14 protein-coding genes are annotated in these 16,487 nt (G+C 66.8%); 5 read left to right on the top strand and 9 right to left on the bottom strand.

The features are described from left to right. Positions 1-121 precede the first annotated feature (121 nt). Positions 122-754, bottom strand: a complete 633-nt coding sequence (locus tag ACZ5MJ_RS20860; protein WP_464225529.1) for a malonic semialdehyde reductase — start codon at positions 752-754, stop codon at positions 122-124. Between the two features lie 276 nt (positions 755-1,030). On the opposite strand from ACZ5MJ_RS20860, the gene ACZ5MJ_RS20855 reads away from it, so the two are divergent. Next, positions 1,031-2,203, top strand: a complete 1,173-nt coding sequence (locus ACZ5MJ_RS20855; protein ID WP_464225528.1) for a patatin-like phospholipase family protein — start codon at positions 1,031-1,033, stop codon at positions 2,201-2,203. 96 nt (positions 2,204-2,299) lie between these two features. Here the strand turns inward: ACZ5MJ_RS20855 and ACZ5MJ_RS20850 are convergent, their stop codons facing one another. Together ACZ5MJ_RS20850 and ACZ5MJ_RS20845 are read right to left on the bottom strand one after the other, a co-directional pair. Next, entirely contained in the window at positions 2,300-3,622 is a 1,323-nt protein-coding gene (locus tag ACZ5MJ_RS20850; RefSeq protein ID WP_464225527.1) for a CitMHS family transporter, read from the bottom strand. Positions 3,623-3,811: 189 nt separating this feature from the next. Next, positions 3,812-4,852 carry an isocitrate/isopropylmalate dehydrogenase family protein gene (locus ACZ5MJ_RS20845; protein WP_464225526.1) on the bottom strand — a complete coding sequence of 347 codons (1,041 nt, stop codon included), beginning with the start codon at positions 4,850-4,852 and terminating at the stop codon, positions 3,812-3,814. Positions 4,853-5,211: 359 nt separating this feature from the next. Here ACZ5MJ_RS20845 and ACZ5MJ_RS20840 point away from each other — a divergent pair, with 359 nt between their 5' ends. Together ACZ5MJ_RS20840 and ACZ5MJ_RS20835 are read left to right on the top strand one after the other, a co-directional pair. Beyond that, the gene (locus ACZ5MJ_RS20840) at positions 5,212-5,535 is read left to right on the top strand and encodes a hypothetical protein (RefSeq protein ID WP_464225525.1); all 324 of its coding nucleotides are present in this window, start codon (positions 5,212-5,214) and stop codon (positions 5,533-5,535) included. Between the two features lie 311 nt (positions 5,536-5,846). Further along, positions 5,847-7,721: a feruloyl-CoA synthase gene (locus ACZ5MJ_RS20835; protein ID WP_464225524.1), complete on the top strand. Its 1,875-nt coding sequence runs from the start codon at positions 5,847-5,849 to the stop codon at positions 7,719-7,721. 22 nt (positions 7,722-7,743) lie between these two features. On the opposite strand, the gene ACZ5MJ_RS20830 is transcribed toward ACZ5MJ_RS20835, so the two are convergent. The 3 genes from ACZ5MJ_RS20830 to ACZ5MJ_RS20820 form a co-directional block, all read right to left on the bottom strand. Beyond that, complete coding sequence (locus ACZ5MJ_RS20830; protein WP_464225523.1) at positions 7,744-9,132, bottom strand: tripartite tricarboxylate transporter permease; 1,389 nt, start codon at positions 9,130-9,132, stop codon at positions 7,744-7,746. A gap of 30 nt (positions 9,133-9,162) precedes the next feature. Continuing rightward, the gene (locus ACZ5MJ_RS20825; RefSeq protein WP_464225522.1) at positions 9,163-9,657 is read right to left on the bottom strand and encodes a hypothetical protein; all 495 of its coding nucleotides are present in this window, start codon (positions 9,655-9,657) and stop codon (positions 9,163-9,165) included. A 79-nt stretch (positions 9,658-9,736) separates the two neighbouring features. Then, positions 9,737-11,023 carry a hydroxymethylglutaryl-CoA reductase, degradative gene (locus tag ACZ5MJ_RS20820; protein ID WP_464225521.1) on the bottom strand — a complete coding sequence of 429 codons (1,287 nt, stop codon included), beginning with the start codon at positions 11,021-11,023 and terminating at the stop codon, positions 9,737-9,739. 135 nt (positions 11,024-11,158) lie between these two features. On the opposite strand from ACZ5MJ_RS20820, the gene ACZ5MJ_RS20815 reads away from it, so the two are divergent. Both ACZ5MJ_RS20815 and ACZ5MJ_RS20810 read left to right on the top strand, forming a co-directional pair. Next, the gene (locus tag ACZ5MJ_RS20815; RefSeq protein ID WP_464225520.1) at positions 11,159-12,541 is read left to right on the top strand and encodes an aminotransferase-like domain-containing protein; all 1,383 of its coding nucleotides are present in this window, start codon (positions 11,159-11,161) and stop codon (positions 12,539-12,541) included. Positions 12,542-12,727: 186 nt separating this feature from the next. Then, a complete protein-coding gene (locus ACZ5MJ_RS20810; RefSeq protein WP_464225519.1) occupies positions 12,728-13,315 on the top strand; it encodes a hypothetical protein in 588 nt (195 codons plus the stop codon). A 75-nt stretch (positions 13,316-13,390) separates the two neighbouring features. On the opposite strand, the gene ACZ5MJ_RS20805 is transcribed toward ACZ5MJ_RS20810, so the two are convergent. Genes ACZ5MJ_RS20805 through ACZ5MJ_RS20795 form a run of 3 tightly spaced genes read right to left on the bottom strand, consistent with a single transcriptional unit; the run spans position 13,391 to position 16,477 of the window. Then, on the bottom strand, positions 13,391-14,479 hold the full coding sequence (locus ACZ5MJ_RS20805; RefSeq protein WP_464225518.1) for a VWA domain-containing protein: 1,089 nt from the start codon (positions 14,477-14,479) through the stop codon (positions 13,391-13,393). After that, complete coding sequence (locus tag ACZ5MJ_RS20800) at positions 14,476-15,486, bottom strand: DUF58 domain-containing protein (protein ID WP_464225517.1); 1,011 nt, start codon at positions 15,484-15,486, stop codon at positions 14,476-14,478. The genes ACZ5MJ_RS20805 and ACZ5MJ_RS20800 overlap by 4 nt, the downstream gene beginning before the upstream one ends. Then, positions 15,464-16,477 (bottom strand): AAA family ATPase, encoded by a 1,014-nt coding sequence (locus tag ACZ5MJ_RS20795; protein ID WP_464225516.1) that lies wholly within the window; start codon positions 16,475-16,477, stop codon positions 15,464-15,466. Before ACZ5MJ_RS20795 ends, ACZ5MJ_RS20800 begins: the two co-directional genes overlap by 23 nt. Positions 16,478-16,487 lie beyond the last annotated feature (10 nt).

The raw sequence follows: 16,487 nt of genomic DNA, 5'->3' as shown, positions 1-16,487 counted from the left end.
GGCCTGGCGACGCGTCCCTGTTTGCAGACGAAGGTCGCCTCGATATCCACAAGCCGATACCCGGAAATATCTTGATCCGGCGCAAGCTGGGCTTGTTGCGCCGGATCACGTTCTCGCGCCTTCAGAGCAGTTGGCAGGCCTCGTCGAATTCCAGGCGGGGGCTGCGCGGAAACAGCTTGGCCGGGTCGCCATAGCCCAGATTGCACAGGAAGTTCGATTTCACATGGCTGTCCGGGAAATACTCGAGCTGGAAGGCATTCTCCTTCGGGTCCGCGGGAAAGAATTCGTGATCGACCTTGGCATTGTCGAAGCCGGACATCGGCCCGCAGTCCAGCCCCAGCGAGCGGGCGGCAATCATGAAATACGCGCCCTGCAGGGACGTGTTCCGCCTCGCGGTGGTGAGCGCAAGTTCCGGCGTGTCGGCGAACCATGAGCGCGCGTCCGCATGCGGGAACAGCTTGGGCAGAAGTTCATAGAACTTGACGTCATAGGCGATGATGGCAGTGACCGGCGCGGCCATGGTCTTCTCCACATTGCCCGGCGCCAGCGCGGGCAACAGGCGCTGTTTGGCCTCAGGGGTCCGCAGGAACAGGATGCGCGCCGGCGAGCAGTTGGCGCTGGTCGGCCCCCATTTCATCAAGTCATAGAGCTCCCGCAGGGTCTCGTCGCTCACGGGCTGGTTCAGCCATGCGTTGTGTGTGCGTGCCTCGCGAAAGATCAGATCCATGCCGTCTTCGCTCAAGCGCTTGCTCATGGTTATCTCCTTGAAATGGGATGGGGCACGCGGCTGCCTGGCCGGGTCGCCGCGTCTGTCTAGCATAGGCCACGCCGGTCGCTGCCGCGCCGCCGGCTTTCGCGCAGATCCGGAGGGCTTGTCCGCGCCATCGGCGTGTGCCAGCACGGGCAGGGGCTGATGTGCCAGATGGGACACTTATGCGCGCGGGGCGAAGTGGCGATTGCCGGTCCTGATACGCGGGACGATACTGGAGAACAGTTGGCGTCCCTGTGCCACGATAAAAAAGGGGGAGCAATGGGCGAGAAGACAAAGGCACCAGGCACCGGTCCTGCGCAAGCTGAAGCGCCGCTCGCCGGGCTACCGGGCCAGGTCGTGCTGGTACTGCAAGGTGGCGGCGCGCTTGGTGCCTACCAGGTGGGCGTCTATCAGGCCTTGCATGAGGCGGGCCTTGAGCCGGAATGGGTGATCGGCACTTCGATCGGGGCGATCAACGGGGCCATTATCGCTGGCAATCCGCCAGAGGCGAGGCTCTCCCGGCTCAAGCAGTTCTGGGACGGCGTTGCCCGTCGTGGCGCCGCTGGAGGGAGCAGCAGCTTTCGCCAACTAGAGGACTGGCTGCGGATGGTGGGAATCACGACCCAGGGCATTCCCTCGTTCTTCACCCCAAGCCCCGATGCCTGGTGGCTGGGCGTACGCGCCACGGTCGGCCTGGCCAGGGCGGCGTTCTATTCCACTTCGCCGCTGCGCGCGACCCTGGCCAGACTGGTCGACTTCGACTACCTGAACGCCAGGCAGACAAGGCTGACGGTCGGCACGGTCAGTGTCCGCAGCGGCCGCATGCGCTACTTCACCAACCGCGACGCGCCGATGAACGTCGACCACGTGATGGCATCGGCAGCGTTCCCGCCGGGCTTCCCCTCCGTGCAGGTCGAGGGCGAGCCATACTGGGACGGCGGCATCTATTCGAACACCCCGCTCGAAGCGGTTCTTGATGACCGCCCGCGCCGCAGTTCGCTGATCTTCGCCGTGCAGCTCTGGCCCGCCAGCGGCCCGGAACCCGATTCCATCTGGCAGGTATTGAGCCGGCTGCGGGACATCCAGTATTCCAGCCGGGCGGAGTCCCATCTGGAGCGGCAGCGGCAGATCCACCGCCTGCGGCATGTGATCCGCGAACTGGGCAAGCACATTCCGGAAAGCGAACGCGGGCAGGCCGACGTGCAGGAGCTACTGGGCTGGGGGTGTGGGACGACCATGCACGTGGTCGAGCTCGATGCGCCGCAACTCGACGGCAACGACATTCACCGCGATATCGACTTCTCCACCTGCGGGATCGAGCGCCGCTGGATGGCAGGGTACCAGGACACGCGACGCGCACTGGAACATGCCCCATGGCGCGAGCCGCTGGATCCGATAGAGGGGATAGCCGTGCATCGGAGCAGCGCGGGGATGCCGGATGCGTGCGGTTGATGCCTATGTATTGGGGGGCGGTCTGGATCCCTGCGCATGCCGGGTCAAGGTCCTTGGCGGCGGTGTCGACCGGCGCGGCGATGCGGGTCCGCGCTGTCAGGCAACCCTGCCAATGACAGGAATCACGCCGAAGGCAACGGTAGCCAGCATCATGACCCCGGCCGCCGACAGCGCCCAGAGCAGCGTATAGCGCTGGTGATCGCCAAACTCGACCTCGGCCAGGCCAACCAGCAGATACGTCGATGCGACCAGGGGGCTCAGCAGGTGAACCTGTTGCCCGATCAGCGACGCGCGTCCGATCTCCGCCGCCCCGATGCCGTAGACCGCGGCGGCCTTGGCCAGGATCGGCAGGATGCCGAAGTAGAACGCGTCGTTCGAGACAAAGAACGTGAACGGAATGCTGAGTACCCCGGTCACCATGGCCATGTAAGGGCCCATCCAGTCCGGCACGGCGCTGATGACGCTGTTTGCGATCGCGTCGACCATCCTGGTGCCCGACAGGATGCCGACGAAGATGCCGGCGGCGAAGATCAGCGAGACCACCGGCACGACGTTGGCTGCATGCGCGCTGATCCGCTCCTTCTGTTCGTGCAGGCTCGGGTAGTTGACCATCAGCGCGATCGCGGATGCGACGATGAACAGGGCGGGCAGCGGGAAGGTGCCGAGAATCAGCAGCACCATCAGCCCGATGGTCAGCAGGAAGTTGAACCACAGCAGCTTCGGCCTGGCAATCTGCGGATCGCCGGCGGTAACTTCCGGCGCGGCATGGCCGTCGTGACCGGACCCGGCTGCCATCATGGCGATGGTGCCCAGCCGGTTGCGTTCGCGGCGGCCAAGCAGGAAGGCCACGAACAGGCCCCACATGCCGGTGACGATCATCGGCAGGATCATCGGCACGAACAGCGAGCCCACGTCCACGCCCAGCGCGCTCGCGGCACGCGCGGTCGGGCCGCCCCAGGGCAGGATATTCATCAGCCCGCCCGCCATCATGATCACGCAGGCCAGCACCAGCCGGCTGATGCCCAGCCGCTTGTAGAGCGGAAGCATCGCGGCGCAGGTGATCATGTAGGTGGTCGAGCCGTCGCCGTCGAGCGAGACCAGCACGGCCAGCACGAAGGTGCCCATGATGATCTTGACCGGATCGCCGCCCACCACCTTCAGGATGGCGCGCACCACCGGATCGAACAGGCCGGCATCGATCATCACGCCGAAATACAGGATGGCGAACATCAGCATCACGCCGGTCGGCGCCAGCTTCTTGACGCCGTCGAGCATCATCGGGCCGAGTTCCGGGCCGAAACCGCCGATCGCGCCGAACGCAATCGGGACGAGGATCAGCGCCACCATGGCGGAGAGCCGCTTGGTCATGATCAGTGCCATGAACACGATCACCATCGAGTAGGCGAGCAGGGTCAGCATCTTCTTCTGTATCTCTTTGCCGCCCTGGCACGTGGGGCGCTTGGGGGCGGGTGTGTGTGCGTCCGTCTGGCGCACGAGGTTAACACCGCGGCCGGTCCCGCCGGCACGCCAGGGCGTGCCGGAAAGGGAATGACCGAGGAGGGGGGCAGTCTTGTGCGCGGGCCCGCAGGCGGGCCGCGCTGGTGTGGGTCAGCTGGCGGAAGCGATGCGTTTTGCTACCGCGTCGGCAAACTGCAGCGTGGAGGCCGTGCCGTGGAGGTCGCCGGTCTTCACCTGGTCCTGGCTGAGCGTCAGCTCGATGGCCGAACGCAGCCGCGTGGCCAGATCCTGGCGGCCCACGTGGTCGAGCATCAGGCCGGCGGCAAGCATCAGCGAGATCGGGTTGGCAATGCCCTTGCCGGCGATGTCGGGCGCCGAGCCGTGCACCGCCTCGAAGATCGCTGCCTGGTCGCCGATGTTGGCGCCCGGCGCCATGCCAAGCCCGCCAACCAGGCCGGCGATCTGGTCCGACAGGATGTCGCCGAACAGGTTGGTACAGAGCAGCATGTCGAACCGCCACGGGTTCAGCACCAGCTGCATGGCGCAGGCATCGACAATGATGTCGTCCATGTCCACGCGGCCGGCATAGTCCCTGGCAACTTCACGCGCGGCTTCCAGGAAGATGCCGGTGAGCGCCTTCAGGATATTGGCCTTGTGCACCACCGTAATCTTCTTGCGGCCGTTCCTGACCGCGTACTCGAAGGCAAAGCGGGCAATGCGCCGGCAGGCGTCGCGGGTGTTGGTGCCGGTGGATACCGCCACCGCATGCGGGTCGTCGCCGACCGGGATGTAGTAGTCGTGCGCCACATAGAAGCCGCCGACGTTCTCGCGCACCAGCACCAGGTCGATATCCTCGAAGCGGCCCGGCACCAGGGTGCGGGCCGGGCGCACATTGGCATAGAGGTTGAACGCCTCGCGCAGGCGCACATTGACCGAGCGGAAGCCGCCACCCACCGGCGTGGTCAGCGGCCCCTTCAGGGCCAGGCCGGTGCGGCGGATGCTGTCCAGCGTGTCTTCCGGCATGGGATCGCCGCTGTACTCGACGCCGGCCATTCCCGCGCGCCGGAGATCCCAGGCAAACGGGGCGCCAAGCGCATCCAGCACCCTGACGGTGGCGTCCACCACTTCGGGGCCGATGCCGTCGCCGGGAATCAGCGTGGCCGGGATCTGTTCGCGTGCACCGTTTTCCATTTGCTTTCCTGTCGTGAAGTGAGCGTTTCGCTGGCCGGCCACTGCGCTTCCGGCATTTGTCGCCGATCCGGCTGGCAAGGGGGCAGATTCTAGGGGGGAAGGCTGTCAGCAAACTGTCAAACTGCCTGCTGAAGCATTGGGGTTTACACGGGGGGGCGGTGAAGTCTTGCCGCTCGCGGCGATTCCCGGGCCGGATGTTTCCGCCAATCATATTGGCGGCATGTGGGGCCATCCGATGCTCCGGCTCCCGCCACTTCTTTGGTACGCTGATGGTGTACGTGCCGCTGTCAAAACTGCATGCGTCGTAAGCTTGAGTGACCTTTGCACTCCACCGGCTGGCAGCGGCCAAAGGAGTGATCATGCAAGAGCTGACTTTTCGCGCCCTGCTGTACCGCTACTTTTTCTTCAGCTGGCTGTTCCGGGACACCAGCCGGGGCAACCGTGCCGAACGGGCCCTGGCCTGGCACTTCAACAAGGCGCGCGCGCACTGGCTGCTGACGTACATGCGGCGCTGGCTCTGGTGCGGGGTCTTCTTCTATGGGTTGGGCAGCGTGGTGGAGATGGTGCTGTCCGCACCTGCGCTGTCCGCGCTCTTCTACGTACCCGGCGCGCTCTGCGTGCCGGTCAATGTTGTCATCGGGGTGCTCTGGGTCGGCCTGAAGACGCTGCCCGGGCCGCTGTGAGCGGTTAACGCCGCATGCGCCACCGGCCACCTGACGTGGGTGGTATCAGCCGGCCGATAGGCGATCTACCCTAGTGTCCTGAATCGCAAGTTCGTTGCATAAGTCTGCCGATAAGCTGCACGATCCGTCGTCGCGAATGCTCGCAAGGCTCCAGCCTTGCTGCGCTTCGCTCCTAGGCTCGCGCACCTTCTCGACAGACTTATTTCTGCAACGAACTTCCGACTCAGGACACTAGCCACACATGCCTTCCCGGCCAGTGACAGGCAGCACAGACAACCGGCGCGACAGCCGGGGCTAAGGAGACATCACCCATGACCACTTCCGTGTCAGCGCGCCAGCCCGTGGCGGGTTACCGTGCCACCGTTTTCGCCGAGCGCGAGACCCTGGTCGAGCATCGCCCGGACGGAACCCTGGTGCTGCGCAGCGCAGCACCGCAACCTGAACCGGCACAGCGCGGCCTGCCGGATTTCGTGGCGTACTGGGCAGATCGCCGACCGGCCGTCGCCGCCTTCTGCGAGCGCGATGGCAATGGGGACTGGCGCTCGATCACCTGGGCGGAACTGTGGTGCCAGGTGCAAACCGTAGGGGCCCGCCTGCTGGAACTCGGGCTGGGGCCTGAGCGGCCGCTGATGCTGCTGTCCGGCAATTCGATCGAGCAGGCCGTGCTGCTGCTGGCCGCAGAATACGTGGGCGTGCCGACCGCGCCGGTGTCGCCGGCATATTCGCTGGTCAGCAAGGACTTCATTCGCCTCCGGGGTGTGGCGGAACTGACGCCTCCTGCGGCGCTGTTCGTACAGGACGGCAAAGCGTTCGCGCCAGCGCTGGCGGCATTGTCCCTGCCGGGGACGCCAGTCATTGCCGCAGGCAACGCCGGCGTGTGCCAGCTGGCCTGGGCTGCGCTGGCACACGCTGAACTCAACGCGGGCCGCCGCGCTGCGGCCAGGGCGGCGAACCTTGCGGTGCGCGACGCCGACCTCGGGCGCGTGCTGTTCACTTCCGGGTCAACCGGGGTCCCCAAGGGCGTGGCTCTCTCCCATGGCAGCCTCCATGCAGTGGCGGCCTATTTCTACGATACCTACCAGGGCTTGCTGGAGCGCCACCCAGTGTTCCTTGACTGGCTGCCCTGGCACCACGGGCTTGGCGGCATCCTCAACCTGAGCCGCGCCGTCACGCTTGGCGCCACGCACTACATCGACGACGGCCGGCCGCTGCCGGGCCAGTTTGCGCGCACGGTGCGGAACCTGCGTGAGGTGTCGCCCACGATTTTCTCCAGCGTGCCCGCCGCCTGGGCCATGCTGGCCGCCGAGATCGAACGCGATCCAGAACTGGCGCGCAGCCTGTTTGCCAATGTCGTGAACTTTGCCTACGGCGGCGCCAGCCTGCCGCGCGACGTATGGGACCGCATCCACCGCGCCGCCGAAGCCACCGTCGGCGAGCGCATCACGTTCTGCTCGGGCCTGGCCTGCACCGAAACCAGCGGCATGGGCATCTATTGCGGCTGGCCCACGGAAGGTACCGGCAATGTCGGCGTGCCGATGCCCGGCGCCGAGGTCAAGCTGGTACCCCTGGAAGGAGGCGATGGCCGCTACGAAATCCGCATGCGCGGGCCGTTCCTGTTCAGCGGCTACATCAATCGCCCCGACCTGACCGCCGCCGCGTTCGACGACGAGGGCTACTTCTGCCTGGGCGATGCCGTGCGCCTCGCCGATTCCGAGGATCCGGCCAGGGGCGTTCGCTTTGCCGGGCGGGTGGTGGAGGACTTCAAGCTGGTCAACGGCACCTGGGTGCGGGTCGGCGCGGTCCGGCTGGGGCTGGTTGAACAATGCGCGCCGCTGATCAACGATGCCGTGATCTGCGGCCATGACCAGCACTACGTGGCCGCGCTGGCCTGGCCGAACATTGCCGCCTGCCGCGCGCTGCACCCCGATCTGGCCGAGCTGGATGCGCAGGCACTGGTGCGCCATCCCCGTGTCGTCGACGCCATCCGCGAACGCCTGCGCGCCACCGGCGGTGCAAGCCTCAGCGTCAAGCGCGTGCTGCTGATGGCCGAGCCGCCATCGATCGACGCCAACGAGATTGCCGACAAGGGCTACGTCAACCAGGCCGCGACCCGTGCGCGTCGCGCCGGTCTGGTCGACGAACTATTCCGGGCCGAGCCTGCGGCGCATGTGGCCTGTGCGGCCTAGGGCCTGCGTGCGAGCCGTCGCATCAGCCAACCAGCTTTACCAACGCCGGTACCGTCAGCACCGCCGTGTAGTAGCCCATGAACTGCACGCCGGTGTTGAACCCGATTGTCCTGGACAGCAGGCCGCCCAACAGCCCCATCGTCAGGATGACCAGCAGGCCAAGAAGCTGGCCCTCCCAGACGCTGATCACCAGGATTAGGCCGACGAAGGTGGCGATAATGGCTTCGTGCGAAATCTTGCGCGACACGAACCATGCCGCGCGGCGCGCATAGTTCATGGCGAACGGGTAGGACACCAGCGCGGCAAGCAGCACGGCAAGCAGCCCATAGCCCAGGAATTCCCAGTGGTTCAGCAGGTTGTGCAGGTTATGCGTCTGGCCCGAGGCGGCGTCCACGCTGAATACCGGCGGCGCATGGAACAGCGGCGCGGCAGGGCCGGCCGCGACGGGGCTCAGCGGCAAGCCGAAGGCGATCAGGGGAATCAGCGCCTCGGCAATATAGGTCGCTTCGGTCACGCCGTTGCGCGCACTGAGCACGGTGGTCAGGCGATGATAGGCATGCCTGACGCGCGCGCCGACGATTTCACCGAGCACCACGGTCATGGCCACGGGACTGAACACGAAGGTGGCACTGGACACGGCGGCGGTCGCTACCGTCCACCTGGTCTGGTCGCGGTCGAGTACCCGGAACGGGTTCGGGAAGTAGCCCGACCAGCCTTTCACATCGGGTGCGAGCGTGAACGTGCGCACCTTGTCGCGGCGCATGCGCGCGCGGTCCGCAGGGGAGATGACCGAGAACAGATCGGCAATCAGCGGGCCGATGGCAATGCCCAGGAAGTAGCTGATGCTGAGCTTCACGCCGAACTTCACCGTGAACGTCTGCAGCGCGACGATGACGACGACGAACGGCACCAGCGTGGCGATCGAGGCCCAGCGCCCGGCGGAGCTGTAGGCGATGATCACGGCGGCCGCGACAAAGATCCACGGTGCGGCCTTGGTGATCGCGGCGCCGAACGGGGCGAGCAGCACCGCAAACAGCACGGCGAGCGGCACCGCGACAAAGGCCGCGATGATGGCGCCCGAGATCATCTTGCGCAGGGCGATATGGGGCACGCCAAGGTTGCGCAGGTGGTTGGCATCCTGCAGCAAGGGCGTCGCCATGGTGTCGCCGGGAATGCCCAGCAGAGCGGTCGGAATCGCGTGGGTCATGTGCTTGGCGACGGCGCCGGCCAGGAAGAAGGTGAAGACCCCCTCGGGCGGCACGCCGAGCAACACGACGAGCAGGGTGAGCGGGGCGAGCGTGGTGGTTTCGTCGGTGCCCGAGATCAGGCCGATTGCGGCGAAAATGACGGCGCCCGCCAGGCCCATGCCCGCGGCAACGAGGACGTGGTTCAGGATTGCGGATTCAAGCATGATGTGTCTCCGATGTCGTTGGGCAGACGTTCACATCGCCGTGGATTGCGGCTGGGCCGGTGAAGTCGGGGAGGGGGCGTTGCCGGTCGGCACGATCATCGGACAATGGCGTTCGCGCGAGGCGAAGAGTTCGAACAGCTGCAGCTCCTGCATCTCGCGTATGGCGGCGGCGGGAAGGTCGGCGACCGACCCGAGGCCGCCGGATTCCGCGGCGAGCTTGTCGAGGACTTCCTCGCGCCAGCCCGGGTCCCCGGCGGCGTCTTCGGTGACTTCCCGCTTTGGCCGGAACAGGACTGCGCAGATGACACCGGCAAGCAGGCAGCCGGCAAGGCCGGCCAGCATGGCGTAGGCGCGCGCCAGCTCCGGCGTCGCGACCAGCCCGGTCAGGATGCGGCTCGCCGCCAGGAAGCCCACGATGCTGACGCTGGCGCCAATCAGGATGGACCAGGCAAGGTGGCCGGTATCCGCGGTGTCGCCCCAGACTTCGACCAGGCGCGACGCGGGTCGCGCTTCATTGGATTTCATTGGCTTGTCTCCGGAAAGTGGCCGGCATTGGCGCGCGCTGGCGCGTCAGCGGCTCTTTGTTGTGTGCTGAATGCAGTGCCTATTTGCCCCTGAGTTCAGCCAGCAGCGCTACGGCACGATCGGTGCGCACGTCCTTCTCCTCGGCCATGTGCCTGGCCACGCGATCGACCTCTTCGCCGACGGCGCCCGCCACCAGCGCGATGTTGCGCGCATGCAGCGCCATATGGCCGCGCTGGATCCCTTCGGTCGCCAGGGCGCGCAGTGCGCCAAGGTTCTGTGCCAGCCCCACGGCCGCCGCGATCTCGCCGAGTTGCTGGGCGGAATTCACGTCAAGCATCTTCAGCGCCAGGCGGGCGAGCGGGTGGGTCCTGGTGGCACCGCCCACCAGTCCCACCGGCATCGGCATTTCGATGGTGCCGACCAGGGCGCCGCTGGTGTCCTTTTCCCAGTGCGTCAGCGATGAGTAGCGCCCGCTGCGGCAGGCGTAGGCATGGGCGCCCGCCTCGACGGCACGCCAGTCGTTGCCCGTGGCCACGATGACCGGGTCGATGCCGTTCATGATCCCCTTGTTGTGGGTGGCCGCCCGGTAGGGATCGATGGCGGCGAAGGTGTACGCATCGATGATGCCCTCGATGATCTCGGCGCCGCTGCGTTCGCGCGTTGCCAGCACCGCCTCGGTCAGGCGTACCCGTGCCCGTGCCAGGCGCAGGTCGGCGAGATTGGACAGGATACGCAGGCGCACTGTGCCGCCGGTGATCTGCTCCACCAGCGGCGAAACCGCTTCTGCCATGGTGTTTACCGTGTTGGCCCCCATCGCGTCGCGCACGTCGACGATCAGATGCAGCACGATCATCGGACCCCTTGGCGTGTCGGCAAAGACGTGGACCTCGATGTCCTTGCAGCCGCCGCCCAGGCCGATCAGCACCTGGTCGCGGCTGTTCGCCACGCCGAGGATCTCTTCCCGACGCCGCAGCAGGGCCTGCCGGGCGCCGTAGGGATCGGACATGCCCAATACCTGCACCTGTGCCCGCATGAGCGGCCCGGTGCTGGAGGTCTCGAAGCCCCCGCACTCGCGCGCAAGCTTTGCCATGTATGAGGCTGCCGCCACCACCGACGGCTCTTCCACCACCATCGGCACCAGCACGTCGCGGCCATTGACCTGGAAGTAGCCGGCAATGCCGAACGGCAGCTCGAAGGTGCCCACTACGTTCTCGATCATGCCGTCGGCCCGGGCTGCGCCAAGCGCGCCGGGTTCGGCGAGCAGGCGGATGTCTTCGGGGGTCAGCGAGGTTGCGCCCGCGACATATTCGAGGCGCTGGGCCGGTGTCATGGCACGGAAATTGGGCAGCCTGGAATCGGTAGCCATTGGATGTTTCCTTCCTTGGAGGTATGGAATGGTGACACTTTAGGCTGACTGTACCCTTGGAAAAAGGTACAGTTTGGCAGGACAGTTTGGGTGAAACCTGCCGGCGCGAAGCGCCGCCCGACCATAACCCCTGCGATGAACACCAAATCCCCCACGCTTGCCGCCACGCTGGCGAACACCCTGGAACGACAGATCGTCGAAGGTGCTTACCGCGCCGGCGACAAGCTGCCGTCGCTGCGCGAACTGGCCTTGCTGCACGGCTACAGCAAGAACACGATCGTGGCCGCGTTCGAGTTGCTGGTCAGCCGCGGCCTGGTAGAGCCCCGGCGCGGCGCCGGCTATTTCGTGCTCGAGCGGCCTGTGAAGGCCCAGGCCGACGAGGACGCCGGCTCGCTGCGGCGGGCGATGGACATCGTCTGGCTGATGCGCGAGCAACTGAAAAGCAGGCCCGATGTGCTAACCGTGGGGGATGGGTTCCCGCCGGTTGAATGGCTGTCGGAAGCGCGGCTGGACAAATATCACCACAAGGTGGTGCGCACTGGTCTGGGTGCATTGTTCCGTTATGGCAATCGATTCGGATACGGGCCTTTGCGTGACCATCTTGTGCGCAAGCTGGGCGACGTCGGTATTGGCGCCGATCCCCGGCAGATCGTCCTGACCCATGGCGCCAACGATGCGCTCGACCTGGTCATCCGCTATTTTGTCCCGGCCGGGGCCACGGTTCTTGTCGATGATCCTGGCTACTACCCGTTGTTCGGCAAGCTCAAGCTGGCCGGCGCCACCATCGTTGGCGTGCCGCGCCTGGCCGACGGGCCGGATGTGGAGGTCCTGGAGCAGCTACTTGTCCAGCACCGGCCGCGCTTGTTCTTCACGCAGTCCGTGGCCCACAATCCGACCGGCTCGGATCTCTCGGCGGCCAAGGCGTACCGGGTGTTGCAGCTCGCGGAGCGGTTCAACCTGTTGCTGGTCGAGAACGACGCGCTCGCGGACTTCAAGCCGACGACACTGCCCCGGCTGTCGGCGCTGGACCAGCTTGAGCGCACCATCTATATCGGCAGCTTCTCGAAGTCCTTCTCCGCCGCCCTGCGCGTAGGCTTCATAGCGTGCGGCGCCGACCTGGCAAGCGATATCGCCGACCTGAAGGCACTGATCCATGTCAGCAGTTCAGAGTATTGCGAGCGGACCGTCGATGTGATTCTCAGCGAAGGCCACTATCAGCGCTACGTAACCAGGCTGCGGTCGCGCCTGGCCGAAGCCACGACGAAGGCGCTGGCGCTCTTCGAGAGGCTGGAGATCGGCGTACTCGCCAGGACGGAACAGAGCCTGTACCTGTGGGGCGCGTTGCCGGGTGCCGATGACTCGCTGGTCCTGGCCGAGCAGCTTCTGCAGCGGAAGGTGGTCATCGCGCCGGGCCGCGTTTTCCGCGTGAATTCCGAAGCCAGGTCGCCGTGGTCGCGGTTCAATGTCGGCGCCGTGCTGGACCCGAGGTTCGAAGCGGCGGTGCGTGGCCTGCGTTGAGGCTAATGGGTGAGGCAATCAAGGGGTGGATGGCATAGTAGCCTGCCTGGCTCGAAGCCAGTCCGCCGCGCCAACGGAATCCCTTTCCTCTGCTATGGTTAACATGCCATTTCGGCAAGAGCACCGGCGTCATGCCGGCGCCGCCGAACGACGGTATGCGGCAAGATGGGAGCCAAGGAGAACCACATGAATCCCGGCAAGCTGATCGTGGCGGCCGCGCTCGCGGCCGCGGCCTGTGCGGTGATGGCACAACCCGAAACCCGCGTGGATGTCGTGTCGGGCATGGGCGCGTCCAAGACCACCGGCACGGTCAAGGCCACCGCTACGGTGGTGGCCATCGATGCCGCCACGCGCACCGTTTCGCTCAAGACCAAGCATGGCAGGGTCACCGACATACAGGTCGGCGAGGACGTGCGCAATTTCGAACATCTCCGCGTGGGCGACAGGGTCGCCGTCGAGTACACGCAGGCCTTGTCGGTGAGCCTGACCAGGCAGAGCGGCATGCGCTCCAGCAGCGAACGCGAGATCGCGGAGCGGGCCGCACCTGGCGGCAAGCCGGGCGGCATGGTCGGGCGCGAGGTGACGGTGACTGCCGATGTGGTGGCGATCAATGCCAAGACCGGCATGGTGACGCTCAAGGGGCCCAGGGGCAGGATGGTTGACGTGCATGTCGAGGATCCGAAGCAACTGAAGGCGGTTCGCGCCGGTGAGCAGGTGCAGGCCGTTTACACCGAAGCCCTTGCCATTTCCGTCACGCCCAGGCATGCCCGCTGAGCGGCCGTAGCCGGCACGCCATCACCACCGCGCAGCCCTTGGCGCTGGCATTTGCCCTTTCCGGCGGCGTTTTCCCTACATCACCCGCCCGAACCACCACAGCGACAGCAGCCCCGCACAGGCCGCCAGCAGCGCGCCCAGCGCGGCGAAGAGCGCGGTGATCTCGACCTGGCTGCGCTTGTCGAACGCCAGCCTGGCGTTGAGCGCCCGGTACACCTTCTTCAGCTCGGCGGCATCCTCGAGACGGAAGTATTCGGCCCCGGTTGCCTCGGCGACTTGCTTCAGGACTTTTTCGTCCAGCCTGACGCGGGCGGACCAGCCGTCGGCCGACAGCACCACGCCGTCGGTCGTGCCGACGCCCACGGTGTAGATGCGCACGCCGTGCGCGGCGGCAAGTTCTGCCGCCTCGATCGCGGCGGGGCCGGCGTTGCTTTCACCGTCGGAGAACAAGACGATGGCACCGGAAGAATAGGAGCCGGGTGCCACGGCGTCGGCATCGTCGGGAGAAGCCAGCCCGCCAGGCGCGTTGCCGGACGGCCGTGATTGCCTGGACGGCGCGATGTCGTCATTCATGAGGCGCTCGGCGTCGGCGCTCGCCTGCGGCAGCAGCGTCGTGAGCGCGATGAGCAGGCCGTTGCCCAGGGCGGTGCCGCCTTGCGGCTGCAGATGGTCGATGGCCGTGGCCACGGCCTCCTTGGCGCGGCTGGGGGCCTGCGCCACGGCGGCGGTGCCGGCCACCGCGACCACCCCGACACTGACCCCGGCTGGCTGGGCGTCCAGCAGGACTTTGGCTGCCTGCTGGGCGGCGCGCAGCCGGCTGGGTTTGACGTCCTGCGCCCGCATGCTGCCGGACAGGTCCAGGACCAGGATCACGGTCTCGATGCGCGAGGGCAGCATCATCACGGCCTGGGGACGGGCGATGGCGACGGTCAATGCGCTCAGCGCCAGCAGGGTCAGCGCGGGTGCCACGTGGCGGCGCCAGGGCGCGCCGCCACGGATAGCAAGGCCGGCGGTCTTCAGGGCGGGGTAGTGCACAGGCGCGCGCCGGCGGCGCCGGTCCAGCCAGACATAAGCGGCAACCAGTACCAGGACGAAGGCGAACAGCCACAGCATGCCGGGCCACAGGAAGCTGAAGACGGGCAGCCGGCTCACCGCATCGGTCATGCCGCCCCCTTTGCGACGCCCGCCACGTTTGCCTCCCTGGGTGCTCCCTGCCGGCGGCGGCGCTCGCGGGCAAAGTGCAGCAGCGCCAGGTCCAGGCGGGCGTAGGTCGACAGCGTCAGGCACTCCACGCCGGCCCGCGCGAAGGCCAGGCGCAGCTCGGCCTCGCGCGCTTGGGCGGCGGCGGCAAAGCGCTTCCGGAAGGCCGGGTCGTGCGTGTCGACAAACATCTGCTCGCCGGATTCGGCATCCTGCAGCACGACCAGTCCCAGGTCGGGCAAGGCCGTCTCCAGGGGATCGACCAGCCGTACCGCGACGACTTCATGACGCCGGGCCAGCATGCCGAGCGATGCCTGCCAGCCCGGGGCGCTGATGAAGTCCGAGACCACGAACATCACCGAGCGCCGCTTCGCGACAGCCCGCGCGCGTTCCAGCAGGTCGCGCAAGCGTGTGTCGCCGGGGGATGCGGCGGGCGTGGCCTGCATGCGGTGGAGCAGGTGCAGCAGCTGGCGACGCCCCGAGCGCGCCGGCACCACCGACGCCGCCACGTCTGTTGCCCCGCCGTAGAGCACGGCGCCGACGCGGTTGCCGTAGCGCGTCAGCAGCAGGGCCATGACGGTGGTGAAGTCGCTCAGCAGGTCGCGCTTGCGCACGCTGCCGGAGCCGAAGTCGATCGATCCGCTCAGGTCCAGCAGGAACCAGACCGAGATGTCGCGGTCTTCCTGGTACTCACGCACGTGGGGCGTCTGCAGCCGCGCGGTCACGTTCCAGTCGATATGCCGCACGTCGTCGCCAGGGTGGTATTCGCGCAGGTCGGCAAGGTCCAGCCCGAAGCCGCGGAACAGCGTGCGGTAGTCGCCCTGCAGCAGGCCGTCGAGGCGGCGGACCACGGTCCATTCCAGCCGGCGCAGCAAGGCATCGGCCTGGCTTGCGCCGACGCTCGCAGGCGCACCGGCGGGTGCGGCGCCGTCCGGGCCGCGCCCGCGCCTAGTCCGCAGCCGCCCGAACATGGGATTCCAGCGGCCGCTCGGGGGCCGGCAGGGCCTGCGTGATGCGGGTGATGAGCTGGTCGGCGGTCACGCCATCGGACATGGCCTCGTAAGAGAGCGACAGGCGGTGGCGCAATACATCGGGGACGAGGTCGGTCACGTCTTCGGGCAGGGCATAGTCCCGGCTGCGCAGGAAGGCCAGGGCGCGTGCGCCCTCGATCAGGCCGATGGTGGCGCGCGGGCTGGCGCCGAAGGCTATGTAGCGATCCAGGTCGGCCAGGTCGTGGGCTCCCGGTTTGCGGGTGGCCGCCACCACGCGCACCGCATACTGCACCAGGCTCGGATCCACGTAGACCTTGCGACATTCCTCCTGCAGGCTTGTCAGGTGCTCGGGCGTGGCGATCGGGCTCACGCTGATGCGCGGGCCGGTGACGCGGTTGACGATGACGACTTCTTCCTCCTCGCTGGGATATCCCACCAGTACCTTCATCATGAAGCGGTCGACCTGCGCCTCGGGCAAGGGGTAGGTGCCTTCGGTTTCGATCGGGTTCTGCGTGGCCATGACGAGGAAGGGCGCGGGCACCCGATGGGTTTCGCCGGCGATGGTGACCTGCTTCTCCTGCATGACTTCCAGCAGGGCGCTCTGCACCTTGGCCGGCGCACGGTTGATCTCGTCGGCCAGCAGCAGGTTGGCGAAGACTGGCCCGCGCACGGTGGAGAACTCGCCCGTGCCCTGGTTGTACATGCGGGTGCCGATCAGGTCGGCCGGCAGCAGGTCCGGCGTGAACTGGATGCGCTTGAAGGAGCCGCTCATGGTCCTGGCCAGCGTGTTGACGGTCAGGGTCTTGGCCAGCCCTGGCACGCCTTCCACCAGCAGGTGGCCTCCGGCAAGGATGGCCACCAGCACCCGTTCGAGAAAGTGGTCCTGCCCCACCACCACGCGCTTCACCTCATACAGCAGGCGTTCCATCAGGTCGGCGCTGTCGACAGCGCCCCGGGCTTGGTCGTTCATAGGCCCCCGC

Source organism: Cupriavidus sp. LA-1 (assembly GCF_055385985.1).
Note: the sequence above shows the minus strand (reverse complement) of the source record. Positions and strands in the feature narration are given on the sequence as shown.

Bases quoted from the DNA above. Each gene is read 5' to 3' on its own strand.
- ACZ5MJ_RS20860 (WP_464225529.1), bottom strand. From the start codon at position 754: ATGAGCAAGCGCTTGAGCGAAGACGGCATGGATCTGATCTTTCGCGAG.
- ACZ5MJ_RS20855 (WP_464225528.1), top strand. From the start codon at position 1,031: ATGGGCGAGAAGACAAAGGCACCAGGCACCGGTCCTGCGCAAGCTGAA.
- ACZ5MJ_RS20850 (WP_464225527.1), bottom strand. From the start codon at position 3,622: ATGCTGACCCTGCTCGCCTACTCGATGGTGATCGTGTTCATGGCACTG.
- ACZ5MJ_RS20845 (WP_464225526.1), bottom strand. From the start codon at position 4,852: ATGGAAAACGGTGCACGCGAACAGATCCCGGCCACGCTGATTCCCGGC.
- ACZ5MJ_RS20840 (WP_464225525.1), top strand. From the start codon at position 5,212: ATGCAAGAGCTGACTTTTCGCGCCCTGCTGTACCGCTACTTTTTCTTC.
- ACZ5MJ_RS20835 (WP_464225524.1), top strand. From the start codon at position 5,847: ATGACCACTTCCGTGTCAGCGCGCCAGCCCGTGGCGGGTTACCGTGCC.
- ACZ5MJ_RS20830 (WP_464225523.1), bottom strand. From the start codon at position 9,132: ATGCTTGAATCCGCAATCCTGAACCACGTCCTCGTTGCCGCGGGCATG.
- ACZ5MJ_RS20825 (WP_464225522.1), bottom strand. From the start codon at position 9,657: ATGAAATCCAATGAAGCGCGACCCGCGTCGCGCCTGGTCGAAGTCTGG.
- ACZ5MJ_RS20820 (WP_464225521.1), bottom strand. From the start codon at position 11,023: ATGGCTACCGATTCCAGGCTGCCCAATTTCCGTGCCATGACACCGGCC.
- ACZ5MJ_RS20815 (WP_464225520.1), top strand. From the start codon at position 11,159: ATGAACACCAAATCCCCCACGCTTGCCGCCACGCTGGCGAACACCCTG.
- ACZ5MJ_RS20810 (WP_464225519.1), top strand. From the start codon at position 12,728: ATGAATCCCGGCAAGCTGATCGTGGCGGCCGCGCTCGCGGCCGCGGCC.
- ACZ5MJ_RS20805 (WP_464225518.1), bottom strand. From the start codon at position 14,479: ATGACCGATGCGGTGAGCCGGCTGCCCGTCTTCAGCTTCCTGTGGCCC.
- ACZ5MJ_RS20800 (WP_464225517.1), bottom strand. From the start codon at position 15,486: ATGTTCGGGCGGCTGCGGACTAGGCGCGGGCGCGGCCCGGACGGCGCC.
- ACZ5MJ_RS20795 (WP_464225516.1), bottom strand. From the start codon at position 16,477: ATGAACGACCAAGCCCGGGGCGCTGTCGACAGCGCCGACCTGATGGAA.